This window comes from Paenibacillus baekrokdamisoli, assembly GCF_003945345.1.
GTDB lineage: Bacteria > Bacillota > Bacilli > Paenibacillales > Paenibacillaceae > Paenibacillus_Z > Paenibacillus_Z baekrokdamisoli.
The window spans coordinates 4,719,453-4,742,254 of sequence record NZ_AP019308.1; the positions used below are offsets into that span (position 1 = coordinate 4,719,453).

Genomic DNA, 22,802 nt, shown 5'->3' on the forward strand with positions numbered 1-22,802 from the left:
GAAACCGTCGCAGGACGGTTCTCCCGCTACCGCCCATACTATAAACTTAGGTTATCGCTTACGGAATGTAACCTAAATAAACGAGAGGAGATTAAATAATAATGAAAAAACTTTACCGTTCGACCATGGATCGCAAGCTGACCGGGTTATCTGCCGGAATCGGGGAATGGTTGGGGGTAGATACCACCATCGTCAGACTCGTGCTCATCGCATCTGCATGCTTCAGCTTTGGGACCACGTTCTTACTCTACATCCTATCCAGTATGATCGTTCCCAAAGCACCTTACGAGGTGCTCTACACAAACAACCTACACAAATTCTAAGGAGTGACTAACAATGAGTGTAATTACAAGATTGATTCAGTTAACTAGAGCAGCTACCGGAGAATTGCTTGATAAGCTTGAAGATCCAACGATGATGATGAATCATTATGTCCGTGAAGCCCAAGCTGAGATTGAGAACGTGCAGCAGGAGCTTCAGAAGCAAGAAGCAATGGCTAGAGTTCTACAACAGCAAGCCGATGAATCAGCCAAACTAGCTGAGATAAGCGAGAACAAAGCGCTTGAAGCTCTGACTGCTGGCAATGAATCACAAGCCCGCGATTTACTTAATTCTAAGCTCTACTATACACAGAAGTCTCAAGCGTATACCCATTCTCTTGAGCAAGTGAATTTCCAGATTCCTCTGCTTGCTAAACGTCTGGAAGAAGCCAAAGCAGAGCTAGTCGTTATGCAGAAAAAACGTGATGACCTCGCGGCTCGCGTTCAGCAAGCAGCTGCCAAAGCACAGAGTGCGATGCCAAGCTTTAGCCATAGCTTTCCTGAAGGCGGTTCAGCCTCACGCGGGTTCCAGCGCATGGAAGAGAAGATTTTGCAATGGGAAGCTCATTTGGATGTGAAGAGACAGCCTTACTCCCCCTATACGGATGCAAGCACAACTGCAGCATACCCCGCTCACCCGGAGAAGGATTCTATCATCGATCAACAAATGGAGCTCCTGCGCAAGAAGCTTCCTACGGAGTAAATTCATAGTAGTGTTCGTAAACTAAACAAACAAGCCTGCTTTGACCCATAGGTCAGCAGGCTTGTTTGTTGTTAATTAGGTTATAGGTTCCGTTAATGTTACCTCTACGGTTCCATCACTCGGTCCAGCCATTCCCATACGACGGTACAATATCCCCCAGCATGAAGGATATCCTGCTCTTCTTCACGAACCTATTAGACAAAGGGGTGAGACTTGTGACAGAGGATCCTCGCGTAAAGGAGCTATTTACGCTCAAGACGATTGCGGAGACATTAAATCAATCGAATGATCTGCCCGTGATGCTGAATACCGTTCTGGAAAAGCTGTTGGAGCTTACAGGGTTATCAGCGGGCTGGGTTTATATCATCGACGGTTACTTACAATATGAGTGCGTAGCTGATTACAATCTACCTCCCGGTCTATTACATAAGGACAAGCTGCCTATGCGCTGCGAATCATGCTGGTGTATGGATCGTTACTGGGATCGTCGGCTCAATAACGCCGTTAATATTTTACATTGCAAAAGACTTGAGAACGCCGTGGAGTATAACTGGGGAGATACAAATGGTATTACTCATCATGCTACTGTACCGCTTGGCTCTGGAGATCGACAGTTCGGGCTGCTGAATGTAGCGGCGCCTGGCAAGTCGCATTTCTCCGAGGAGGAGCTTGCCCTGCTGCAGGCTGTCGCCTTCCAAATCGGCAGCGCCATTGAGCGTATGCGACTGTATACCGCGGAGCAGCTGCGTGCTGAGCAATTCGCCCGGCTTGGTCAATTCAGCCGAGCACTTGGAGCAGCTACGGGTGCTGCAATGGAGACAGAAGCATTGTCAGCTCTCATCGTAACGCTAATTAAAGAGCATCTTGATTGGCCTTTTGCAGCTCTAATTCAAGCTTCACCGAATGGAAACTACATCCTCCGGGCTGTCCATGGTAATGATCGGACGGAGACGCCCAATAGCAGACTGCGCTTTCCGGATAAGCACTGGATTCGAGAGGTTTCTCGGGAAGGCCATCCTGCAGCTGCATCCAACGAGGAGGTCGCTCAGCTATCTGAATTGGAAGGCATACGGATGCTGCTGCCTTCGTCATTACTAGCTGCTGCAGCCGTATCCATTCCGCTCGTCAACGCATCAGGAGGTATCCTCCTTATTGGCTATGATCAAGCGGACAAGTCAAGCAGCAGAGAGAACAGAGAAGTGATTGAGGCGCTTGCGGAGCATGTAGCTCTCGCAATCGACAGCTCGCTGCTGGAGAGGAACCGACGTGAGCTTGCACTTGTTGAAGAGCGTAATCGTCTAGCTAGAGACCTGCACGACTCCGTCAGCCAAATGCTATTCTCGCTATCGATGACGGCCAAAGGTGTCGAGAGCCTGCTAGCAGACAACCAGCAGGATAAGGCACTAGCTTCAATTCGCGATATCCAGTCCTTATCACAGGATGCCCAGAAAGAAATGCGAACGCTCATAATGCAGCTTCGTCCCGCTGGATTGGAAGCTGGGCTGCTAAGCGCGCTTCAGAATTATGGCAACAAGCTCGGACTGCAGGTCCACACACAGGCCGCTGGCATTCGCGAGCTGCCCCGTCCCGTGGTAGAGGCACTTTGGCGAATCGGACAAGAAGCGCTGAATAACGTACTTAAGCATGCTGGGACCTCAGAGGCAGCCGTGACGCTGGTGTTGAACAGTATGACAGCCGTACTGCGTATTTCCGATAAGGGCATTGGGATTACGAAAAAGCAGCGTCTTGCTGCAGCTTCTATCTCACTTGGACTAGCCACTATGAAAGAGCGTACCGAAGCGCTAGGCGGCCAGTTTACCTTAACGAGCAAGTACCGAAACGGGACAACAATCGAGGTCTTCATCCCGCTGACTCCCTAATAAATGATAGATGCAAAGACGAGGTGATTGACCCATGACCATTCGATTACTCCTAGCAGACGATCATGCCATGGTGCGAAGAGGACTTCAGGTGTTTTTAGCTACTCAGTCTGATATTGAATTAGTCGGTGAAGCCGCTAACGGTCAAGAAGCATTGGATCAAGCGACTGCTCTCCAGCCCGATGTCATCTTAATGGATCTGAATATGCCTATTCTTAATGGCATCGAGACGACGAAGCAGCTCAAGCTGACACACCCGGATGTTAAAGTGATCGTGCTTACTTCGTTCTCCGATCAAGACCATGTTCTGCCTGCCATTCGTGCTGGAGCAAGAGGCTACTTGCTCAAGGATATCGAGCCTGAGGAGCTGGTGAATGCCATCAGACGTGTTCGTCAAGGACAAGTCGAGCTGCATCCAGAGGCCGCTGCACAATTAATGAATATGCTGGCAACTACAAGCCATGAGGCATCGACAGATATAGCTCCGAGCGAAAGCCTTTCTGCTTCTATGGTAGGTACCGCTGCGGCAGATAGCTCCTTGCTGCGGTACCTGACGAGAAGGGAGCAAGAAGTACTCGGACTTATCGCACGCGGGATGAGCAACAAAGAGATCGGCAGCACCCTTCATATTACAGAGAAGACGGTCAAAACTCATGTCAGCCATCTGCTCGACAAGCTCGGTCTGGTTGATCGGACGCAGGCAGCGCTATACGCTGTGAAACATGGACTTGGGTAATTGCCGCCTATTGCCGCCTCCTCCCTTTCTCAGACTAAAGTTGTAGTAAATTTGTAGTAAAGTTCAGCCTTTGGTTGAACTTTTTTTATTCCCCTTTTCATCCTTCTTACTGACGCTAGGACAACCTTTATCCTCTAAAATAAACAATAAGAAAAGAGAATAAAGCAGACCGAAAGGGAATGGTAAAGATGAACATTGTCATTATTGCAGGCAGCAACCGCAAATCCTCCACCAGCACAAGACTAGCCGGATATTCAGAGCGTCTTATGGGGCAAAAGGGGCATAGCGTCACCTTGTTCGACCTCTACCGCTCACCTCTTCCCTTCTACTCCCCAGATGAATATCACCAAGAGCATGTTGAATTACAAGTGCTAAAAAAATCTCTCGTCCAAGCGGACGGTATCGTTCTCGTTACACCTGAATATCACGGCAGCATAAGCGGCGTCTTGAAGAATGCTCTCGACCATTTGGGACAAGAGCATTTCAACAACAAAGCGGTCTTGTCGGTCAGCTCTTCCGGCGGCGCTGTCGGTGTCAGCTCCCTTACGCAGCTGCAGGCTATCGTTCGCAACCTGCATGGCATCAACTCCCCCGAATGGTTATCCATTGGAGGCGCCCAGCGCAAATGGTTTGAAACCGAGGGGCAGGATGGCTACGAGATCGGCCAAGATATCAATGATCGCATTCACCGCGTCATCGGCTCTTTCCTTGACCTTACGCAGTTGGTCCGTAGAGAATCTCACGCAGCAGGATCAATTTCTTCATAAAAAGGAGGGCACAGCAAATGATCACTCATTATGCCCAATTGCAGCTCCATACCGTGTCCATCCAAGGTGTCAAACAGATCTACCAGCAGAAGCTTGGTTTTCCCGTCATCTATGAGACAGATGAGGAAATTCGATTCCAGCCGACTGCCCATTTTACCCTTTCATTCCTAGAGGTTAGCGAACCGTTGTCGCCGGCCCATATTGCCTTTGAAGTGCCTCATTCGACCTTTGACGAAAGTGCAGCCTTTATTCGGGATTCAGGGATTCCTCTCCTGCAATGGCCGGACGGCAGAGAAGTCGACGAGTTCGAGAAGGGGAGAAATATTTATTTTCGAGATGGGGACGGTAACCTACTTGAGCTTATCTCTCATTCCTATATCACGGAGGGCGTGCTTCCCCCCTTTGGCGCATCCAAGATTATGTACTTGCGGGAGGTAGGGTTTCCAGCAGATCATGTGATCCAGCTTCGCGAATGGTTTAAGCATGTTCTGCAGATGAAAACCCGTGAGGAATCGGATATCTTCAACTTCGTCATTGGCGGAACTGCACATGCTATTGTAAGCTCGACCTCAAGAAGGTGGATTCCCATTGCCATGCGCGCACTGCCTCCAAGAGGAACGATAAGCTTTGGTGTAACGGATGCGAGTTTCATTAGGCAGGTCCGCTCTCATGTGGAGGAACAGTCTATTCTATTCGAGTCTGACGAGGAGCTTCACTTCCGCCAATACGGTTACAGTATTCGTCTAGTCGTCGCTGCAAACTTTGATGCACAGATACCAGTTTTGCTGGGCCTTCCGTTATCTGTGGCTAAAGGAAGTGCTGCTTATGATAAAAGCCCTATTTGAGACGCATCAATGAAATCGGTTGTAACGATTAGCCAGTGGCTGTCCTTGATTATGCAAAAAGAGGCTGCACAATAAAAGAAACGGATCAGCTGTGCAAGCAGCCGATCCGTTTCTTTTTTTGTTTGAAGCTCCACTAACTGGTACCTGACACTATAGCAAAGAGAAGCCTTCTTCTTGCAAATACTGCTCAGCTTCCTCATAGGTTTCCAATACCATCTCCAAGCTCGCGCCCGTATACACGTACCACAGATCTTCCTCATGCTTGAGCGTCAGCAGTTGTTTATTCGCGCCGATCCATTCCGAGGTACGCACCTCTCCAGGCGGTGTTGATGACTTGCCCTTCTTGGCTGCTGGTTCCGGCGCCCGGAATGAAAGCGAGCGAATGGATGCTTCAACAAGCTCACGAAATGCGGCTTCGTCATATTCGCGAACATTTACGAAACCTTTATCATCCGTTGCATAGCCTCTGAGCTGGCCTGCATAGAGGTATCCATTGCCATTGGGATGCAGATGAAAGGCAACATTTTTCTTCTCGTAAAGACTCTCTTCATATTGATAGTTGACGCGACCCAAAGAGACATCCTTGCGCTGTAATTCAGGAAAGGACTCCAAGATCGTAAGTTTCTGTTCAAAACTGAGCATAAAGGCCTCCTGACCACGGTTCATTTTTGCTGATGATTATAACATATACCCCTGGCTAAACCAAGCTCGAGCATCGATAACTTGCTTAACTTGCTGAACATGCCATCGAATTCCATCATAAATAAAATTCAAATCCGAGAGTGATGCGACATTTTATGTCGTACCATCTGTTTTATAATGAGGGGGCAACTCTAGAAAGTATGAAATGAGGATCACAAATCATGGCAAAAACAAAACGAGGCCGCATTCTATGGAGCCTTCCATCACGCGGCCGGGGCACATGCCCGGTCTGCAGTACAAAGCGGATTAAACTGCTCTACTCACGGGCCAAATCCGATGGAACTACGATCAAAGTGTGCAAACGATGCATTCCTGCAGCGCAGCCAAGAGTAGATGCCGCCATTCCCGCCCTCTAAGACCTCGCCCGTTCCCGCTCTTTGGGGGCGGGCGCTTTAATGGCAGCGGCAGACGTGTAGTTAAGAAATGACTTGTCACTTCATCACCCCAGTGATGTAATAGAACAAGCAGCACAATCAATTGCTATGGCAGGGAAAGGGGGTACTCGCTTGAGCAATAGGCATCGCATCCAGTGGTTCGATGATCAGGTTAGGCAGGGCAAATACCCCAATAGCACGCAGCTTGCACAGCAATTCGAGGTATCCAAACGACAAGCCCAGCGTGACATTGAATACCTGACCTTCTCTCTCCGGGCTCCCTTGCTTTATGTAGCGAAACGTCGAGGCTATTGCTACGAGGATAAAATGTATGCGCTCCCGCATCTTTATATGACCGAAGAGGAGAAGAAAATCCTCAAATATCTGGCTTATCGGTACCGCCAGTACAATTACGATAATGCCACCGCGGTGAATCGCATCGCTCATCTACTTGACCGATTTACGGATGAAGAAGGAATCGATCTGGATAAAAGGCTTCCCATCTTTGAAGCAAGCCCTGAGCTCATCCAGAACGTAGAGCTTCTCTCCTACACCATCAAACATCAGTTTGTGGTCACGATTACCTACAAGGATCAAGCTGAGGAAGAAACGCTGTTGAGGGTTTATCCGATCAAGCTGTTATCCAAGTATAACAGTGACTATCTGGAGGCGGTCTCCGAGCAGCAAAACAAAGTTCGCAGCTTCAGGCTGGACTGCATAACAAATCTGATCGTTAGCACGGAGCACTACGAGCTATCATCCGATGACACCCCTCAATTGACAGATGGATCCGGTCCAATTCGAAAACCATTTTCGGCTAAAGTCCGGCTGTCTCAGCATGTAAATAGCGAATCTTGGCATGGTTATCGCATTCAAGATCGGCAAGATTTGATCTATACGATTGCATTTCACGATACGGAAGCCTTCCTACAGCATTTGTTCATCTCCAACTGGGAGGCGTTGATTTCTCCGAAGTGGCTTCGAGAAAAGCTAGGCAGTCGTTGCCAAAGCATGCAAGGTCGGCTAGATAAAGGAGAGTAACAGGCATGCCCTTACTAGAAGAGATTCATATGAAGCGCGAATCGAAGTCTTATATCGATAGCTTATATGTCATACTGACAGCAGCTGATTTATTCAGCGGCCCCAAATACATGCTCTCCGGCTTAAGCGGTATGGCGTTTAAGTTCGCGGTACACGAACAGCTGCTGCACCTATCCGTTACTGCTTACGGACAGTGGGGTGACGAGCATGGTCCCGCTATTGCCAACTTGGGTCTCTATACGGAATGGGATGGTGGACGAACCAGACATCCTACCTTTTCCTACTACCAGCAAGAAGCGATTAAAGCGGTGAAGCAATCCATCGATCAAGGAGTCGGCGTCATCTATTGGCTTCCAGAGTTTGGAGTTATTCAAGGGTATGATGACGAGGATTCTATCTTCTATGTCCAAGATGGTTGGTCTGAGGAGCGCAAAATTGTCCTCTATGACAATTTCGGTTTGAATTTCACACCGTTTTGGTATTGGCAGACCTTCCGGGACAAGGTGATACTCGACTTTGAATATCAGGTGCTCGAATCGCTGCGGTTAGCCATTCAAGATTGGGTGACGCCCCATAAGACACTGCCTAATACCGATATCGGCTCAGGCAAGCTAGCCTATACCTTCCTCATTCAGGCTCTCCAACAAGGGGAGTACGATGAGGGCGGCGCTGTTTATATTTTGGATTCGTACATGTATAGCAGAGAAGAGATCGCCTGTTACTTGCGAGAGGTGCAGGGGACGTTTAGTGAACTTAAGATAGCATCATCTCAGTACGATGAGCTTCTGCTCGTCATCGCGGGTATTAACCGTTGTATCACCAACATTGCTGGCAATAGACAAGTCGATCGCATGCGCATTTCGGAGTTATGTACCCTTTTACAAGAAGCGCAATCCCTAGAGGATCAAGCTATTTCACAATTCCAAGCTATCTCCTCTCGCTTCCCTGATCTCAAACGCTCCACTATTCCTAGGTGGGGCTCACACTCACCCAGATAATGAAAGGAGATCATGAACGGTTATGGGCATACAACGATTAGTCGGCTTACGACTTCTGTCAGCGTCCAAATCCTATATAGATGCTCTGCACGGTATCTTGTCACATAGCGGTCTATACACCGCTCCCAAATATATGCTTGCTGGCATGACGGTCACTGGCTTCCGTTTCACTGTAGACCGACTTATAACCGCGGAATCGCCGACGGCTTATAATTGGATGGCTGAGAACTTCCTGGCTGCCGACTTCATCGGTATTACTTCCGCACAGCATGCTGGTTTCTCATTCGAGCATACCTTTCCTCTGTATCAAAAAGGAGCCATTCATGACATTAAACGATCCATTGATAGAGGTATTGGGGCTATCGCTTGGAAAGATCAATTTGTCATTGTTACGGGGTATGACGATTCCAGACAAGTGCTGTTCTACTCGGATGGCAGGGATTCCGGTGACGGCTTTAATAGACCACAAGCGCATGAGGCAGAGCTGCCCTACGAACAATTCGGACGCAATTTATCGCCTTATTGGTATTATCAAATTGTTGAGGAACGGGTAGAGCTTGACGAGCGTGAGATCTATCGAGAATCCTTCATGCAAGCCATCTACAAGTGGGAGACGCATGATCTCATGCTGCCTGAAGGGGAGTATGCTTGTGGGAAACGTGCATATTCGGCCATTATTCACGCTCTTGAGACTGGCTGCTACGATAAGACAGGCATTTGGAGCGTAATCGATACCTATGCGGCCGCTAAACGAGATCTTGCTTGCTATACCCAAAAGCTGGAGCAATTATGGCCGCAAAGCAGATCGGTTGCTGCCTGTTACGCGGAACTGAACCAAATCTATGAACAAATCGTTGATACTGCTGCTGCTGGATGTAATGAAGGGACAACTGAGGAGCCGAAGCTAGTTAATCAACTGATCGCTCTCTTTCATAAGGCTTTAGCTATTGAGGATGAGGCTATTCAAAACATGAAGAGGCTCATGAGGGAAACTGTCGATAATCGGTTTAATGATATTGCTCTAAGATGACTCCGGTTTTGGTGTTTGTGCTCCCGTGGTACTTCGTACCAAAGTCGCTCAAACACTCAAAACCTCCGTTACAATGGAAAAGACTAAAACACGGATGCTCTTGTGGTACTTCGTACCAATGTTGCTCAAATACTCAAGACCTCCCTCACTAGAATAGTTTCTAAAAGGGTGGATTGGGGAAATTAGGGGATAGTAATCATTAATCCCAGCAAAGGTGGCTACGAAGATGACAAAGCAATCTAATAATCATGAGGAATTTAATGAAATGTATAACAAAACTTCAAATACAGCAGCCGGAATAAATACGCCGAAGAATCATGAAGATTCCGGCCCTCTAGATATGGTTAGTGATGCTGTAGCTGAGATCGTCGAGAACGTTCAGCATACCTTCGACGGTCAAGAAAAGAAAAATAAGTACAAATAAAGGTATGTTAACGATTTGACATCGTTCAGGGACACAAAAAGTCACTCCCTTACGCAATCTGACTGCTCAAGGGAGTGACTTTTTGTGTTTGCTGCTAAGTAGAACCTTAATTTAAGAGTACCCCATTAGTTTCCTCAACGACATGGATTAAAGCGGAAGAACACGCACGACCGCTTGCTTCCCGCTTACTTGGATGCCCGTCTGTTTCTTGCCGGCTGCTGCCAAATCCTTCAGTGCCCGCTCCAACAATTCCTTAGCCTTCGGCCCTTCTTTGCCCTGAATCCGGACAACTAGCTCCACCGCATTGCCTGAAGATAACAGCTTTTCGCTTTGCCGCAGCTTTGTATCATAGTCGTGATCTTCAATATGTGTTGTAAGCCGAATCTCCTTGACCTTCATCGGCTGTTCCTTCTTGCTTGTCTCCCGCTTCTCTGCAATGGCGCTCTGTTTAGCGGCTCCTCTGCTGATCAGCTTGCAGGGTGGAGGACTGCTCATTAAAGAGGTACATACCAAGTCCACCTTCAGCTTCTTAGCTAGCGCCAAAGCCTCATCCCTCGGTACAATCCCCATATTCTCACCGTTTAACCCCGTTAACTGTACTTCGGATGCTTTGATTTGCTCATTCACGATCAAGTTATTGACTCTCCCTTACATGTTGATTCCCTGCTATATCTATAATTAATTGCGGTAGCCATTCATTCAATTGTTGAAAATTAAAACCAGCCGATCGGGCCTTCGTCGTGTCAAAGTACCATGGCTCTGGAATACCGAATGGCGACTGATTCGCTGCATCTGCTTCCTTCACAAGGATTGACTTTTTCCCTGTCGCTTGCTCGATTAGTGACACTATTCTTCGAGGCGATATCTCGCCTTCTGAACAAGCATTCACCGGTCCGGTCAAGCTCGAGCGACCAAGCCAGAGCAAGAAATCCGCTGCTTCATCTGCCTCAATAAAGGAGATTTGTACATCCGGACTTGGTATACCAAGCGGAAGTCCCTGCTGGACATGCTCCACATGAAAATGCAGCCGCCGCGTATAATCGCTATGTCCGAGTACGATCGGGAACCGAACAGCCACGACTGGGAAAGACGCCTGCTGCAGTAATACCGTCTCAACTAGTCGTTTTCCCTCTGCGTAATCGACCGCCTCCGGAGTGACTTCCGGAATCAAATAACTGTACGGATCAAAATCCGCTTCCACCTTGCGAGGCTCACCAAACGGATACACACTGACGGATGAGGTGACAATATAGGTACCTACACGACCGTCAAAAAGCTTCACAGCTTCTTGGGCATTCTGTGGTGAATAGCAAATATTATCATAGACAAGATCGAATGAAGCTACTCCCAATACACGGCGTAAAGCTTCCGAATCGGTTCGATCAGCCTGAAGATGCTTCACAGCATCACCGAAGGACTCAGGGAGTGAACCCCTCGTTATGACGGTTACGTCTGCCTCCTCTTGGATCAAGCGCTCCACCAGCTTCTTGCCAAAAAACCTCGTACCGCCAAGCACGAGCACCTTCTTTTTCTGCTGCATCTATATCAACTCCTCTAGCTATTAGCTTACAGTAAATGAGACGTGCATGCATCCAAACCGATGATATTGCGATTCCTGCTGTTCCTGCTATTCTTGCTGTTCTTGAAGCCTTAATGAGTAATAAGCCGTCTTCTCCTGTGCGACTGCCTTCACCTTCTCCAGCTGCCGCATGTGCTGCTCCAACTTGACGATATGCTGATTGAGGATTAGCAAACGTTTCTGCAGCACTTCACGGATACCCTCATGCTCATCCTCATCCACTTTGCTTTGATGAAGCAGACAGCCATCCTCCGTGAATGCGGCGATGTCCTCAAGCCCCATGCCCGTTTCCTTCAATCCATGGATAAATCGGATAAATTGCAAATCTTGATCATCGTAACGACGTACCCCGTTCTGCCTGCTAGGCTGTGGAAGAACGCCTACCTTCTCATAATAGCGGAGCGTAAAAGCTGTAATACCCGTTAGTTTGGACATTTCCCCAATGGAGTACATGCGTGCCTGCCTCCCTTTACCCCACCACTAATGAGACTCTTATTCACCTACAAGGACAATTTTACCGCTTGCTGAGGATTGTTCAAGCAATTGTTGTGCACGAGCCGCCTCAAGAAGTGGAATTTCATGTGAAATGATCGGATTAATTGCACCTTTCTGCAGCAAACTAAAGACGGCTGATAGATCTTCCTTGAACCATTCCGGTTGTTCCTTCCTTAAAGCAGTGATGCTATAAAGATATGCGGGATTGCCGCTGCACGTTGTCTGGGCTGCTTGTAAATCGCTCCAATCCTTAACCCAAGCATCGCTTGTCGATTCTCCAAGAACAGAAGTGTAGCCGTAACCCACGAATCTACCTTGACTACTAAGCGTTTGAAAAGATCGTAACCAATTGTCACCACCGATTGGATCGAATACAGCATCCATGCCCGCTGGAGCGCACTCGGCCAGCACTTCTACAAAATCTTCATTGCGATAGTCGATCGGTACCGCTCCGAAATCTGCAACAACAGCATGCTTGGCTTTGGAGGCAGTACCGAACATCCGCAAGGAAGCCAGCCTTCCAAGCTCTAATAAAGCGGTACCCACGCCGCCGCTCGCGCCATGAACTAGGATGGAGTCACCTTCGTTCACCTTAGCGAGTCGGTGAAGCAGTTGATAAGCCGTTACATAATTGAGGATGACTGCAGTTGCTCGTGAAGCCCGAACATCAGTCGGAACCTTGAAAACTTCCTTTTCCTTCGCATAGACGAAAGCTGCATAACCGCCAACACCATCATAGAAGACACCGACTCTATCGCCAATGCTGTAGACTGTCACTCCAGCTCCAACCTCGTCAACAAGACCAACCGCATCGTATCCAGGAGTGAAAGGCGGCTTTGGCGAATGGGGATAGACGCCTTCTCTTCTCATAACATCAGCAAGAGCCACGCCCGCGCTCTGGACTTTGATTCGAATTTCGTCCTGCTGTGGTTGGCGCAAGGGCTCTTCTATGGCTTCTAAAACTTCCCGTCCTCCATATTGGGTAACAACGATACGTGTGTTTAACATGAGCATCTCTCCTCCAAGAATGATCGAAATGTTTGATGCTCTTATCCTAAGCCTTAGAGTCAGCTCTAAGTCAATCCTCTAGCTGCGAAAATTTAGAACGGCATGGTTACCTTCTTCGCCTTCCTCAAAATCAAGGTATAAATACTATACCTTCTTACAAAAAAATAGCTACTTGATAAATATCCTAAGCTGTTTCATAATTAAAAGATAAACTCACCACTTCGTATTGAGCGAATATAGGAGGTCTTCTGAATATGAGTAAGGACTTGAACAATAATCAGGAATCCAGCGCCGTGCGTAATGTTCCCATTTCCGTATTAGATCTAGCGCCAGTTAATGTCGGTACCACGCCGGCAGAATCTTTTCCCAAAACACTTGAGCTTGCTCAGCATGCCGAGAAACTAGGCTTCAGTCGGTATTGGCTCGCCGAGCATCATAATATGACCGGTATCGCTAGCTCCGCCACATCTCTAGTTATCGGCTACGTTGCGGCTGGAACGAAGAAAATTCGGGTTGGCTCCGGCGGAATCATGCTTCCGAATCACGCACCATTAGTTATTGCAGAGCAGTTCGGAACGTTGGAATCCATGTACCCTGGCCGCATTGATCTGGGTCTTGGAAGAGCGCCGGGTTCCGATCAGCTGGCAGCCCAAGCTCTGCGTCGAGGGCTGGGAAGTAACGGTCAGGATTTTCCCCAATTGTTGAAAGAGCTTCAAGGTTACTTTAACTCCACACCGCAATCTGCAAGGTCAGTACGCGCTGTTCCCGGTGAAGGTCTGAACATTCCGATCTGGCTGCTTGGCTCAAGCGGCTTTAGCGCTCAATTGGCTGGCACGCTCGGTCTTCCATTTGCTTTCGCCAGTCATTTTGCTCCGGAATATCTGCTTCCAGCCCTCGAGCTGTACCGCAGTCACTTCCAGCCTTCGGCAGCTCTGGATAAGCCTCATGTAATGGTCGGCATTAACGTCATTGCAGCCGAAACAGGCGAAGAAGCTCGCAGACTGGTAACTTCGCTGCAGCAGCAATTCTTGAACCTCATTCGCGGCAACCCTGGCAAACTGAATCCGCCGGTAGACAACATGGATGATCTCTGGGCACCCCATGAGCGCGCTGCGCTCGAGAGTAAATTCAGCTACTCTGTTGCAGGGAATAAAGCCGAAGTTCAAGATAAACTACAAGCTATCCTCAAAGAAACACAGGCTGACGAGTTAATTGCTACCGCTCAGATCTTCGACCATCAGGCCCGCTTGCGGTCCTATGAGATTCTAGCGGAAGCTGCTAATCTGCAGCCCGTAAAGCAGGATTAATGACAAAGCACCGAGACATGAGCCTATTAGGACCCAGCGTCTCGGTGCTTTTCACAGTTCTGTTCACTGTTTCTGTTCTGTTCTTTATTCCGTTCTCTGTTCTATTCTCTGTTCTGTTCTTTATTCTGTTCTCTGCTCTGTTCTCTCTTCTGATCTTTGTTCTGTTCTTTGTTCTGTTCTCTGTTCTGTTCTTTTCTTTTCTCAGTTCTTTCCCTGCACTCGCCTCTGTACCTTTTGCCTTTTTCCTTCTAAGTATGAAACAACTCATGGGTTAAATCCGAATTAACACCGATTGCTGCCCTACTGCCTTCTGCTGCGGCAATAATAACTTGTGAGGGAGCAATAACCGAAGTGTCACCAGCAGCATAGACTCCCTTTATATTCGTTCTCCCGAATTCATCCGTCACAAGCCCTCCAAGACTGTTCATCGCACAACCTAACGATTCCCCGAATGGAGCCGCTTGCAGCCAAGCCGGTGTAATAAAGCCGCCTTCTCTGCTAACTTCCACGCCATCTTCAAAACGAATGCCTTGCAGCAAGCCCTCCGTGCCCAAAAGCTCACTAATCTTTTGTTCATATACGCGTATGCCCTTACTATGCAGCAGCTCTTGCTGCTCCCCAGATAGGACGGCATGGCCATTCGTCGCAAGAACTAGATCATCGGTCCAGTTCGAGACAATGCCAATCATATGGACAGCACGATCCATCTCCGAGATTACCACAAGCGGCTTGTCTCTAAGCTCCCAGCCATCGCAGTAAGGACAGCTGAACAAGCTTTTTCCATAATAATCAGGAAGCCCGTTCACGCTCGGAAGGATTTCTTTCAAGCCCGTCGCCAAAATAATTTTACGTGCTTGGTAGCGCTCGCCCTTCTCAGTCACCAGCGAGAATACATCCTTCTCCTGTTTCACCTCAACGATCTTATCCGTCTTCATCGCCACCGATGCATATTTGCCAATATCCTCATGGGCGATACGCCTAAACACTGATGGGCTAATCCCATCCCGTGTAATGAAGCCATGCGATTCCTGCGTCACAGCATTACGCGGTTGGTTATTGTCGAACATAACTACCTTTCTTCTGGCTCTGCCCAGCACAAGAGCCGCATTCAACCCGGCGGGACCACCGCCAATAATTGCACAATCAAGTATCATGATTATTCCTCCCGAGACTCCAATTGTCTTTGCTTAAACCTAAACCATTACTGAGCTTCCCTATTCACAAAAGCAATCAAGCTCTCATCAACCTTATCTGCCAGCTCTTGGATTGTTCGTTCCTTCAAATAATGTTCCATCTCATGCTCTGCATTCATCATGATGTGTTGAATGAAGCAATCGCGATTGCTTTCCCTATCATGTCCAAGCCCACAATCAAACAAGGAATCCGTACCCTCAACAGCCTGAATGATAGACAGGAATGAAATATCCTCCTTCGTTGAAAGCTTATAGCCCCCATTAACGCCAGGCGTTGATTCAATCAGGCCTGCCTTGACCAGCTTGGTCAAAATCTTAGACAAATAGGTCGGCGAAACGCTTTGAATATCCGCTAAAGGACGAACCCCGATCGTCTTGCCCTTAGGCGCAACAACCAAATACACCATCGTATGCAGCGCATAGTTAGTAGCCTTCGAGTACTTCACTTGCTCCCCTCCCAATTACAGACTCAATTTGTCTACGATTGTAACAGGTGGATGTGCGCAAGTCAACGCCAATAACAAAGAGCCCTCCCATAATGGAGCGCTCTTTGTTATTAAATCTATCCGATTATGGTAAAATAGTGAAAAACCTGTCCAAGAATGAGGTACATCCGATGAAGACGAATATCGCCCTGCTGCGCGGAATTAATGTGAGCGGACAAAAACTAATCAAGATGGAACACCTGCGAGCGCTTTTCGCTGAGCTTCACTTCCAGAACATTCGATCCTATATCCAGAGCGGTAATGTGATCTTCGATGCACCGTTGGAAAGCTCAACGACCCTGCTCGGCGGTCTCATCGAAGACGCAATTAAAGGCACATTCGGATTCGACGTTCCTGTTATTGTGCGCACCGTAGACGAAATCGAAGAAGTCGTCACACGGAATCCTTTTGCCGGAGTCGAGCTCTCTAAGGAAGAGAAGTTCTATGTCTCCTTCTTAACCGAGGAACCGACCGCTGAAGCGATAGCGAAGCTAGATTCCTTCAAGAACGACGTTGACGATTATATCGTCCAGAACCGAGAGGTCTATATTCTATGCCGCGTAGGCTATGGCAATTCGCTCTTTTCAAACAATTTCCTAGAAAAGCAGCTTCGCGTCACCGCTACGACTCGCAACTGGAATACTGTTAATAAGCTCCTAAGTATGACTAAGAGTTAGGAGCTGAACGGATATCAGAAGCCTGGCAATACCCAAAGCTTCAAGGTAGTTGAACCGAAGTAACAGCAGTCCACAGAGTCCCAAGAAGATGTAATCCAGCGTCGTGAAGGAAGTCGCGTGATACGAGGTTCGCTTGCGCCGACTTCCGAAGTCTCTTAGCTCCATTGCATTCGACACGGTCTCGACCCGATCTAATGGCTAAACCGATAGGCAGCTAGATCCACTACCCCCGCCTCACTTACCTCAACGCCCTCTTCTTGCAAATAGAGCTGCTGCATATACCGGGCTTCATCGTCCTTGATGGCGATTTCCCCTTTGGCATTCACGACCCTGTGCCACGGAAGATCATGCTTCCCGCTTAGCGAATGAAGGATGCGAACAACCTGTCTAGCCCCTCTTGGACTCCCGGCCCATGCGGCAATTTGTCCATAGGTCATGACATTGCCTGGCGGAATCTCTTTGATGATTGTAACAACTTGCTGTGTAAAAGGCTTCATTCCTCTTCACCTACTGAGTCTGAGTGTATTTTATCTACAAAGTATACAACCCCCATGCCTAACAAAAAACCAATTCTTCCAGGTGAGCCTCTGCACTAGTGTCTTTCAGGTTAGCATTAGTCTCCCTTTCATCCATTATTTAACTTTTCATGCATGCTAACAGCAACTTTTATTCATAATGTACAGTCTAAATATTATCTACTCAAAGAAGCGCTGACAGCCCAGATATAACTACAAAAGGAGGGACAAACCCATAATAACCAAAAGAATGGCCATTATCGGAGTGATCACCATTATCACATTCACGGTTATCGTTCTTCTTGGACTACGTCTCAATATTATGAAAATAACCCAGACGGAAGATACGATCGAACAGAGGATCGGGGTTCGAGATACCTCTCTCTCTTATGATAGGCTCATCGACCTTGAATGGGAGTGGAATCGGAGTCTCAATTCTCGTCTTCAGGTAGAGCTGCAAGAAGCGTCATTAATCGCGAGGTCCGAACTGCCAGAGCAGCCTGAGACTGTCGTCGATCTACTTATCGAGATCGCATCCATGTATCGTGGAGATTCCCCTTTCACATACGCGAGAATGGTAGCTCTAGAATATTACACCGAACAAGAACCTATCGCCTCAGAGATTGCTCCTTTTGGCCCGCTCCCGATCACCGATTTTCTTGAGATCGACGTCGATGATCAAGAAGCACAGCTCCAAAACATACAAGAGTCCTATAAAGAATTTAATCAATACGTGGATAATTTCATGAATGTAAAATTCAAACAATAAAGCAAACAATGGGACCCATAGGGCCCCATTGGAAAAGTGTATATGAGTCGCTAAATGACAGCGTAGTCTAGGCATGAGCCGGTATCAATCCTATACCTGTTCCACCAGATTTCCGGCTTGTCGTACCATCAGAAATAACCGCTGACCTGCTCGATTAACCGAAGCACGATACCAATTAGGAAGCCGCATAATGCACCATTAACACGGATCCACTGTAAATCCTGACCTACCTTGTCCTCGATCAGCTCAACCAACTGATCATTATCCAGACGATCTATATTTTCTTTGACGAAGGTCCCGATTTTATCGTGGTTTCGTTCAATCATCGAAATCACTTGATGCTTTATCCACTGCTCCGCCTCACGGATAAGGTCCTCATTCTCCTCCAAGCGATCAATGAAACGTTCAATGAAAGGCCACACGGTATCAGAGAACGAATCGGAGTGGACAAATTCAACACCTTTCTCACGCCAAGCAACAATAAGATCGGTTATTTTCTCTTCCATTTGGAATGAATCCAGCATACGATCTCGGAGCGTATTGATTTGGCCACTCTCAGATAAATTGTCCAGCAGCTGCACAAGTCCCTTACGCAGTCCATTCATTAATGCCGCTCTCCGCTGAGTAGAAGGCACCTTCAACTCGGCGATTTTATTCAAAATAAACGACTGGACCATCGTCCCCAGCTTGTCCTCATCCAGATAACCAATGAAGGCATTCACAGCAAACTGCATCAATCCGCCCAAATTCAAGCTCTTCACCAGCTGCATCGCGGATGCACCCAATTCGCGCCGCAGCGCTTCCGAGCTAGCCCAGGTCTCCGCACGTTCCAGCAGCAGATCAAAGACCCGCTCATCCGTCCCATCCTCAATCGCCTTATCTACCAAACGATGCAGAACAGCATGCAGGTCAATTCGCTCTATGGCACCGCGAATTTCACTAGAAACGAACGGCACCAGCTTATCCGTATCTACTCCGCGAATGGCCTGCTCCAGAAAATAAGGCAAACGATCACTATACACCGCTGACTTCAGCGCATTGCGAACAGCAGGCAGCAGCTGCGCTGCGAGCTGTACCTGTGCGAGCTTCTCTATCATGCTTTCTTTAGCGAGCAGCCGATCCTGAACGACACGAACAATTCCCTCCGACATTTTCTTACGATTCTTCGGGAGTAATGCCGTATGCGGAATTGGAATACCTAGCGGATGACGGAATAAGGCGGTTACTGCAAACCAGTCTGCCAGCCCACCGATTACCCCAGCTTCGAATCCGGCGTGAAGCAGCCCCGAAACCCCATTCGGGAAAGGCAGCGTAGCTGCGAATCCCGCTGCCATAACCGCTAGCGAACCGCTTGCTAAACGTCTATTTTTTTTTGCTGTAGTTGTATGTTCCATTTTTGGTATCCCTCCGTTATCACTCCTTACACAATAACACTTCATAGCAATCTTATGCAAAAATGAACACCCTAACATCAACCCAGTTTCTAAATCAATATTATGTAAGATTACCTGGCATATAGCGTTTTCATTTTTCAAAAATTTGCTTGCACATTTACAAATCTTGCTCTATGATAATGACAAAAGCTCCTCAAAAGTTAAAGCGTTTTAACTTTATGTGGTTAATCATTTTTCTTTCAGCATGGGATATTTGATATTCTAGCATTGAGCTAGTCCCTTTTTTTATCACTGAAAGTTTAAACGCTTTAACTTTCGCATCAGTCTAGAGAGGAAGTGATTGCTTGTTTCGTCGTGAGAACCGGAGACAAACGGTATTGATGTATCTGTTTTTATCCCCTTGGTTGATTGGCTTTCTTATATTCGCTCTTTACCCCATCTTAGCTTCCCTTTATTACAGCTTTACAGACTATGACATTATTCATACTCCCGAATTCGTAGGCCTAGCCAATTACAAAGAAATGTTCAGCAATGAGTTGTTCTGGAAATCCGTTACAGTGACGCTCAGATACACATTCATAAGCGTACCGCTGCAGCTGCTGCTCGCACTCGGATTCGCGATGCTCCTTCATCAGGCCATACCACTTCGCGGTTTCTTCCGCACAGCGATGTATTTTCCAAGCATGGTGTCAGGCGTGGCGATGTCCTTGCTCTGGTACTGGATCTTCAACCCGCAGATTGGATTATTCAATTACATGCTGTCCTGGTTCGGTATTCATGGACCCTCTTGGTTAATGAGTCCAGATTCTGCCTTGTATGCCCTTATGATTATGACTTTATGGACAGCTGGCTCCGGCATGATTCTCTTCCTGGCTGGACTACAAGGCGTCCCCGCTAGTCTAGTTGAAGCAGCCCGACTTGATGGCGCTGGGCGAAATCGTATTTTCTTTCATGTGACACTGCCTATGATCTCCCCCGTTCTGCTGTTCCAATTCATTATTGGCATCATCGACTCTTTCCAAGTATTCACGCAAGCGTTCGTCATGACGCAGGGCGGACCTAACTATTCCACCTGGTTCTACGTTTACAACCTATACACGAGTGCATTCAAAGAATATCGAGCCGGCTATTCCTCCGCTCTCGCTTGGGTACTGCTCATTGTTGTTATGCTCTTTACTGCTTTAGTTATGAAACTCTCCAATCGTTATGTGCATTACGAAGGAGGGCAGAATCGATGAACCGTACAACAAATGAAGCTAAGTACCAGCAGCCGCCTGCCCGAGATAGTCATGTTACTCGTCGTCATCTCAAGTTCGATCCGCTGCGCATCATTAGCTTCCTCATCCTGCTTGCAGCAACAACGCTCATGCTGCTGCCGCTGTTGTTCATGGTATCGACATCCCTCAAATCCAAGAGGGAATTGCTGAAATTCCCGCCGACCTTCCTTCCAGAAACGTGGCAGTGGAGTAACTACAAGGATATTTTTGATACGCTCGATTTTGGCACACTCTACGGCAATAGCTTATTTGTCGGCATTGTCACTGTTATCGGCACTGTCGCCTCATCCGCACTCGCCGCTTATGGCTTCGCACGGTTTAGAGGACGCGGTCGCAACATGTGGTTCCTGCTGCTGCTTAGTACGATGATGCTTCCATACCCAGCTATCATGATTCCACAGTTCGTGCTCTTCTCCAAGATGGGATGGATCGACACGTTTCTGCCGCTTATCGTGCCCGCGTTTCTTGGATCGGCGTACAATATCTTTTTGCTGCGCCAATTCTTCGCTACCCTGCCAGAGGAGCTGTTCGATGCTGGTCGGATTGACGGCTGCGGCGAGCTTCGGATGTGGAGCTCTATTGCACTTCCTCTGTCCGGACCAGCTCTTGCTACCGTTGCGATCTTCTCCTTTATCTACAGCTGGAATGATCTGCTCACACCTGTACTTTACTTGAGCTCATCGGACAAATTCACTTTGCCAATCGGGATGTCATCGCTTACCTCATCACGATTCCGAATTCCGCCGTGGCATCTGCTTATGGTCGCATCCGTTCTAGCCGTACTTCCTGTTGTTGCGCTATTTGCCATTGCTCAGCGGCGATTCGTTGAAGGTATCGTCTTGACGGGCATCAAATAATCGCTGCCTTACAGTGACAAAAATTCATGAAAATTTGGGGGATCAGCTCATGAAGAAGAGGATCACATGGAAAAAGGGAACGAATCTGCTGCTCACAGTCCTGCTCGTCGCACTTGTCATTTCTGGCTGCAGCAAATCGAATACGGACAAGAAAGATGGAGAATCCTCCAAGAAGCCAGTCACAATTACCTATTATACGATTGACTCTCCGGATCGTACATTTGTTGAGAAGCTCATCCCAGACTTCCAGAAGAGAAATCCAGGCATTAAAGTAAAGGTGGAAAAAGCACCTTATGAGCAGTTCGACAGCAAGCTGCAGACGCTCATTGCTGGTGGTAACGCACCCGATGTGACTAGTCACTACGGCTATGGCGGCTTCGCCGAATATTATAACAAAGGCATGCTGCTTGATATGACCGATCTTATTAAGGAAGACGGGTTTGATCCCTCCAGTTCCGATTACAACATTCCCGCTGATATTATGAAGATCTATACCATTAACAATCATACCTACGGCATACCCATTAACATGTACGTCACGCTCATGCTGTATAACAAAGATATGTTCGATGAGGCAAAGGTAGCTTACCCTCCTTCCGACTATGAGGATAAGAGCTGGACTTTTGACAAAATGGTCGAAGCGGCTAAGAAGATGACAGTTGTATCTGATGATATCTCCAAAACACATTACGGCGTCGACTTTACTTGGGCTGAGCGAGACAATCGCCCGCTCTACTTCGGGGCTGAGCCTTATTCCGCAGATACTTGGACCAATGGCGGTGTACCATCCTCCACTCATTTTGATTCGCCAGAGGTCATGGCCGCTTACAACAAGCTGTTCGGTCTTATTTTCAAAGACAAAGTATCCCCAAATACCGCTTGGAGCAAGAGCGTAGCCGGACAGAACGGCGATCCTTTCGTTTCTGGTAAAATCGCAATGTCCATTGGCGGCTCATGGAACCTTGCAGGCGCGAATGACTTCCCATTCAAGGTCGGTGTAGCAGCTGTACCTGTTGGCGGCAATGATAAAGTCCGCAGCACCCTGTATGTTGACCCGCTGTTCATTCTGAAGGATTCCAAACATCCGAAAGAAGCCCTTCAATGGATCAAATATTTGGTCACAACAGATATCCAGAAGCAGTCCATTGAGCTTAGCGGCGGCAACCCGCCGGTTAACTCCGAAGCGGCAGCAGACTACTACAGCCATTTTGACGGAATTGATTCTGCTGTTATCCAACAAGTCTATGAAGGTGCCATCAAGTATGGCTTCGAATCCTATAACCATCTAGTGGCGAATTACTCACAGATTAACGATATGTTCATTAATGAAATGCAGCCAATCGAGACCGGACATAAGACAGTTGAGGAAGTGATGCCTACGATTCAAAAGAAAATGACGGAACTGCTCGCACGAAATAAAAAGTAA

General features: G+C 47.8%; 26 protein-coding genes. 17 read left to right on the plus strand and 9 right to left on the minus strand.

All coding sequences use genetic code 11. The annotated features are described in order from the left end of the window. Positions 1 to 101 precede the first annotated feature (101 nt). The 6 genes from EKN16_RS20765 (at position 102) to EKN16_RS20790 (ending at position 5,251) form a co-directional block, all read left to right on the plus strand. Positions 102 to 323, plus strand: coding sequence for a PspC domain-containing protein (locus EKN16_RS20765; RefSeq protein ID WP_125661620.1), 222 nt, complete (start codon positions 102 to 104; stop codon positions 321 to 323). A gap of 13 nt (positions 324 to 336) precedes the next feature. Continuing rightward, positions 337 to 1,023 (plus strand): PspA/IM30 family protein, encoded by a 687-nt coding sequence (locus EKN16_RS20770; protein WP_125661623.1) that lies wholly within the window; start codon positions 337 to 339, stop codon positions 1,021 to 1,023. A gap of 215 nt (positions 1,024 to 1,238) precedes the next feature. Beyond that, on the plus strand, positions 1,239 to 2,903 hold the full coding sequence (locus EKN16_RS20775; protein ID WP_232015893.1) for a GAF domain-containing sensor histidine kinase: 1,665 nt from the start codon (positions 1,239 to 1,241) through the stop codon (positions 2,901 to 2,903). Positions 2,904 to 2,937: 34 nt separating this feature from the next. After that, positions 2,938 to 3,639 (plus strand): response regulator, encoded by a 702-nt coding sequence (locus EKN16_RS20780; protein ID WP_125661629.1) that lies wholly within the window; start codon positions 2,938 to 2,940, stop codon positions 3,637 to 3,639. A 179-nt stretch (positions 3,640 to 3,818) separates the two neighbouring features. Next, positions 3,819 to 4,406, plus strand: coding sequence for an NADPH-dependent FMN reductase (locus EKN16_RS20785; RefSeq protein ID WP_375782031.1), 588 nt, complete (start codon positions 3,819 to 3,821; stop codon positions 4,404 to 4,406). A gap of 17 nt (positions 4,407 to 4,423) precedes the next feature. Then, positions 4,424 to 5,251 carry a VOC family protein gene (locus tag EKN16_RS20790; RefSeq protein WP_125661632.1) on the plus strand — a complete coding sequence of 276 codons (828 nt, stop codon included), beginning with the start codon at positions 4,424 to 4,426 and terminating at the stop codon, positions 5,249 to 5,251. A gap of 150 nt (positions 5,252 to 5,401) precedes the next feature. On the opposite strand, the gene EKN16_RS20795 is transcribed toward EKN16_RS20790, so the two are convergent. After that, on the minus strand, positions 5,402 to 5,893 hold the full coding sequence (locus tag EKN16_RS20795) for a hypothetical protein (RefSeq protein WP_125661635.1): 492 nt from the start codon (positions 5,891 to 5,893) through the stop codon (positions 5,402 to 5,404). Positions 5,894 to 6,114: 221 nt separating this feature from the next. On the opposite strand from EKN16_RS20795, the gene EKN16_RS33140 reads away from it, so the two are divergent. From EKN16_RS33140 to EKN16_RS20820, 5 genes are all read left to right on the plus strand, one after another. After that, positions 6,115 to 6,309 (plus strand): hypothetical protein, encoded by a 195-nt coding sequence (locus tag EKN16_RS33140; RefSeq protein ID WP_125661638.1) that lies wholly within the window; start codon positions 6,115 to 6,117, stop codon positions 6,307 to 6,309. Between the two features lie 150 nt (positions 6,310 to 6,459). Beyond that, positions 6,460 to 7,368, plus strand: a complete 909-nt coding sequence (locus tag EKN16_RS20805) for a helix-turn-helix transcriptional regulator (RefSeq protein ID WP_125661641.1) — start codon at positions 6,460 to 6,462, stop codon at positions 7,366 to 7,368. A gap of 5 nt (positions 7,369 to 7,373) precedes the next feature. Next, on the plus strand, positions 7,374 to 8,366 hold the full coding sequence (locus EKN16_RS20810) for a cysteine peptidase family C39 domain-containing protein (RefSeq protein WP_125661644.1): 993 nt from the start codon (positions 7,374 to 7,376) through the stop codon (positions 8,364 to 8,366). 22 nt (positions 8,367 to 8,388) lie between these two features. Continuing rightward, a complete protein-coding gene (locus tag EKN16_RS20815; RefSeq protein WP_125661647.1) occupies positions 8,389 to 9,396 on the plus strand; it encodes a hypothetical protein in 1,008 nt (335 codons plus the stop codon). Between the two features lie 226 nt (positions 9,397 to 9,622). Continuing rightward, positions 9,623 to 9,820 carry a hypothetical protein gene (locus EKN16_RS20820; protein ID WP_125661650.1) on the plus strand — a complete coding sequence of 66 codons (198 nt, stop codon included), beginning with the start codon at positions 9,623 to 9,625 and terminating at the stop codon, positions 9,818 to 9,820. 147 nt (positions 9,821 to 9,967) lie between these two features. Here EKN16_RS20820 and infC read toward each other — a convergent pair whose 3' ends face one another. From infC to EKN16_RS20840, 4 genes are all read right to left on the minus strand, one after another. Further along, positions 9,968 to 10,453, minus strand: a complete 486-nt coding sequence (gene infC, locus EKN16_RS20825) for a translation initiation factor IF-3 (protein WP_125661653.1) — start codon at positions 10,451 to 10,453, stop codon at positions 9,968 to 9,970. Position 10,454: 1 nt separating this feature from the next. Beyond that, a complete protein-coding gene (locus tag EKN16_RS20830; protein ID WP_125661656.1) occupies positions 10,455 to 11,360 on the minus strand; it encodes an NAD-dependent epimerase/dehydratase family protein in 906 nt (301 codons plus the stop codon). An 87-nt stretch (positions 11,361 to 11,447) separates the two neighbouring features. Beyond that, positions 11,448 to 11,852, minus strand: a complete 405-nt coding sequence (locus tag EKN16_RS20835; protein ID WP_125661659.1) for a MerR family transcriptional regulator — start codon at positions 11,850 to 11,852, stop codon at positions 11,448 to 11,450. Between the two features lie 39 nt (positions 11,853 to 11,891). Further along, entirely contained in the window at positions 11,892 to 12,902 is a 1,011-nt protein-coding gene (locus EKN16_RS20840) for a medium chain dehydrogenase/reductase family protein (protein WP_125661661.1), read from the minus strand. A 254-nt stretch (positions 12,903 to 13,156) separates the two neighbouring features. Between EKN16_RS20840 and EKN16_RS20845 the strand changes: the two genes are divergently transcribed. Then, positions 13,157 to 14,209: an LLM class flavin-dependent oxidoreductase gene (locus tag EKN16_RS20845; RefSeq protein WP_125661664.1), complete on the plus strand. Its 1,053-nt coding sequence runs from the start codon at positions 13,157 to 13,159 to the stop codon at positions 14,207 to 14,209. 248 nt (positions 14,210 to 14,457) lie between these two features. On the opposite strand, the gene EKN16_RS20855 is transcribed toward EKN16_RS20845, so the two are convergent. Together EKN16_RS20855 and EKN16_RS20860 are read right to left on the minus strand one after the other, a co-directional pair. Continuing rightward, complete coding sequence (locus EKN16_RS20855) at positions 14,458 to 15,363, minus strand: NAD(P)/FAD-dependent oxidoreductase (protein ID WP_125661670.1); 906 nt, start codon at positions 15,361 to 15,363, stop codon at positions 14,458 to 14,460. Between the two features lie 47 nt (positions 15,364 to 15,410). After that, positions 15,411 to 15,848, minus strand: a complete 438-nt coding sequence (locus tag EKN16_RS20860) for an RrF2 family transcriptional regulator (RefSeq protein ID WP_125661672.1) — start codon at positions 15,846 to 15,848, stop codon at positions 15,411 to 15,413. A 92-nt stretch (positions 15,849 to 15,940) separates the two neighbouring features. Here EKN16_RS20860 and EKN16_RS20865 point away from each other — a divergent pair, with 92 nt between their 5' ends. Beyond that, complete coding sequence (locus tag EKN16_RS20865; RefSeq protein ID WP_232015895.1) at positions 15,941 to 16,564, plus strand: DUF1697 domain-containing protein; 624 nt, start codon at positions 15,941 to 15,943, stop codon at positions 16,562 to 16,564. Positions 16,565 to 16,755: 191 nt separating this feature from the next. Here EKN16_RS20865 and EKN16_RS20870 read toward each other — a convergent pair whose 3' ends face one another. Further along, the gene (locus EKN16_RS20870; protein ID WP_125661675.1) at positions 16,756 to 17,061 is read right to left on the minus strand and encodes an MGMT family protein; all 306 of its coding nucleotides are present in this window, start codon (positions 17,059 to 17,061) and stop codon (positions 16,756 to 16,758) included. A 268-nt stretch (positions 17,062 to 17,329) separates the two neighbouring features. Here EKN16_RS20870 and EKN16_RS20875 point away from each other — a divergent pair, with 268 nt between their 5' ends. Continuing rightward, positions 17,330 to 17,848 (plus strand): hypothetical protein, encoded by a 519-nt coding sequence (locus EKN16_RS20875; protein ID WP_125661678.1) that lies wholly within the window; start codon positions 17,330 to 17,332, stop codon positions 17,846 to 17,848. Positions 17,849 to 17,976: 128 nt separating this feature from the next. Here EKN16_RS20875 and EKN16_RS20880 read toward each other — a convergent pair whose 3' ends face one another. After that, entirely contained in the window at positions 17,977 to 19,242 is a 1,266-nt protein-coding gene (locus EKN16_RS20880) for a DUF445 domain-containing protein (protein ID WP_164522913.1), read from the minus strand. A 380-nt stretch (positions 19,243 to 19,622) separates the two neighbouring features. On the opposite strand from EKN16_RS20880, the gene EKN16_RS20885 reads away from it, so the two are divergent. From EKN16_RS20885 to EKN16_RS20895, 3 genes are read left to right on the plus strand one after another with little or no spacing between them, the layout of a single operon-like run. Then, the gene (locus tag EKN16_RS20885) at positions 19,623 to 20,480 is read left to right on the plus strand and encodes a carbohydrate ABC transporter permease (RefSeq protein ID WP_125666488.1); all 858 of its coding nucleotides are present in this window, start codon (positions 19,623 to 19,625) and stop codon (positions 20,478 to 20,480) included. After that, positions 20,477 to 21,376, plus strand: a complete 900-nt coding sequence (locus EKN16_RS20890; protein WP_125661684.1) for a carbohydrate ABC transporter permease — start codon at positions 20,477 to 20,479, stop codon at positions 21,374 to 21,376. Before EKN16_RS20885 ends, EKN16_RS20890 begins: the two co-directional genes overlap by 4 nt. A gap of 49 nt (positions 21,377 to 21,425) precedes the next feature. Continuing rightward, positions 21,426 to 22,802, plus strand: a complete 1,377-nt coding sequence (locus tag EKN16_RS20895; protein ID WP_125661687.1) for an ABC transporter substrate-binding protein — start codon at positions 21,426 to 21,428, stop codon at positions 22,800 to 22,802.

Bases quoted from the DNA above. Each gene is read 5' to 3' on its own strand.
- EKN16_RS20845 (WP_125661664.1), top strand. From the start codon at position 13,157: ATGAGTAAGGACTTGAACAATAATCAGGAATCCAGCGCCGTGCGTAAT.
- EKN16_RS20885 (WP_125666488.1), top strand. From the start codon at position 19,623: ATGTATCTGTTTTTATCCCCTTGGTTGATTGGCTTTCTTATATTCGCT.
- EKN16_RS20870 (WP_125661675.1), bottom strand. From the start codon at position 17,061: ATGAAGCCTTTTACACAGCAAGTTGTTACAATCATCAAAGAGATTCCG.
- EKN16_RS20880 (WP_164522913.1), bottom strand. From the start codon at position 19,242: ATGGAACATACAACTACAGCAAAAAAAAATAGACGTTTAGCAAGCGGT.
- EKN16_RS20890 (WP_125661684.1), top strand. From the start codon at position 20,477: ATGAACCGTACAACAAATGAAGCTAAGTACCAGCAGCCGCCTGCCCGA.
- EKN16_RS20840 (WP_125661661.1), bottom strand. From the start codon at position 12,902: ATGTTAAACACACGTATCGTTGTTACCCAATATGGAGGACGGGAAGTT.
- EKN16_RS20780 (WP_125661629.1), top strand. From the start codon at position 2,938: ATGACCATTCGATTACTCCTAGCAGACGATCATGCCATGGTGCGAAGA.
- EKN16_RS20865 (WP_232015895.1), top strand. From the start codon at position 15,941: ATGGAGCGCTCTTTGTTATTAAATCTATCCGATTATGGTAAAATAGTG.
- EKN16_RS20770 (WP_125661623.1), top strand. From the start codon at position 337: ATGAGTGTAATTACAAGATTGATTCAGTTAACTAGAGCAGCTACCGGA.
- EKN16_RS20875 (WP_125661678.1), top strand. From the start codon at position 17,330: ATGGCCATTATCGGAGTGATCACCATTATCACATTCACGGTTATCGTT.
- EKN16_RS20820 (WP_125661650.1), top strand. From the start codon at position 9,623: ATGACAAAGCAATCTAATAATCATGAGGAATTTAATGAAATGTATAAC.
- EKN16_RS33140 (WP_125661638.1), top strand. From the start codon at position 6,115: ATGGCAAAAACAAAACGAGGCCGCATTCTATGGAGCCTTCCATCACGC.
- EKN16_RS20835 (WP_125661659.1), bottom strand. From the start codon at position 11,852: ATGTACTCCATTGGGGAAATGTCCAAACTAACGGGTATTACAGCTTTT.
- EKN16_RS20810 (WP_125661644.1), top strand. From the start codon at position 7,374: ATGCCCTTACTAGAAGAGATTCATATGAAGCGCGAATCGAAGTCTTAT.
- EKN16_RS20790 (WP_125661632.1), top strand. From the start codon at position 4,424: ATGATCACTCATTATGCCCAATTGCAGCTCCATACCGTGTCCATCCAA.
- EKN16_RS20795 (WP_125661635.1), bottom strand. From the start codon at position 5,893: ATGCTCAGTTTTGAACAGAAACTTACGATCTTGGAGTCCTTTCCTGAA.
- EKN16_RS20830 (WP_125661656.1), bottom strand. From the start codon at position 11,360: ATGCAGCAGAAAAAGAAGGTGCTCGTGCTTGGCGGTACGAGGTTTTTT.
- EKN16_RS20815 (WP_125661647.1), top strand. From the start codon at position 8,389: ATGGGCATACAACGATTAGTCGGCTTACGACTTCTGTCAGCGTCCAAA.
- EKN16_RS20855 (WP_125661670.1), bottom strand. From the start codon at position 15,363: ATGATACTTGATTGTGCAATTATTGGCGGTGGTCCCGCCGGGTTGAAT.
- EKN16_RS20895 (WP_125661687.1), top strand. From the start codon at position 21,426: ATGAAGAAGAGGATCACATGGAAAAAGGGAACGAATCTGCTGCTCACA.
- EKN16_RS20785 (WP_375782031.1), top strand. From the start codon at position 3,819: ATGGTAAAGATGAACATTGTCATTATTGCAGGCAGCAACCGCAAATCC.
- EKN16_RS20765 (WP_125661620.1), top strand. From the start codon at position 102: ATGAAAAAACTTTACCGTTCGACCATGGATCGCAAGCTGACCGGGTTA.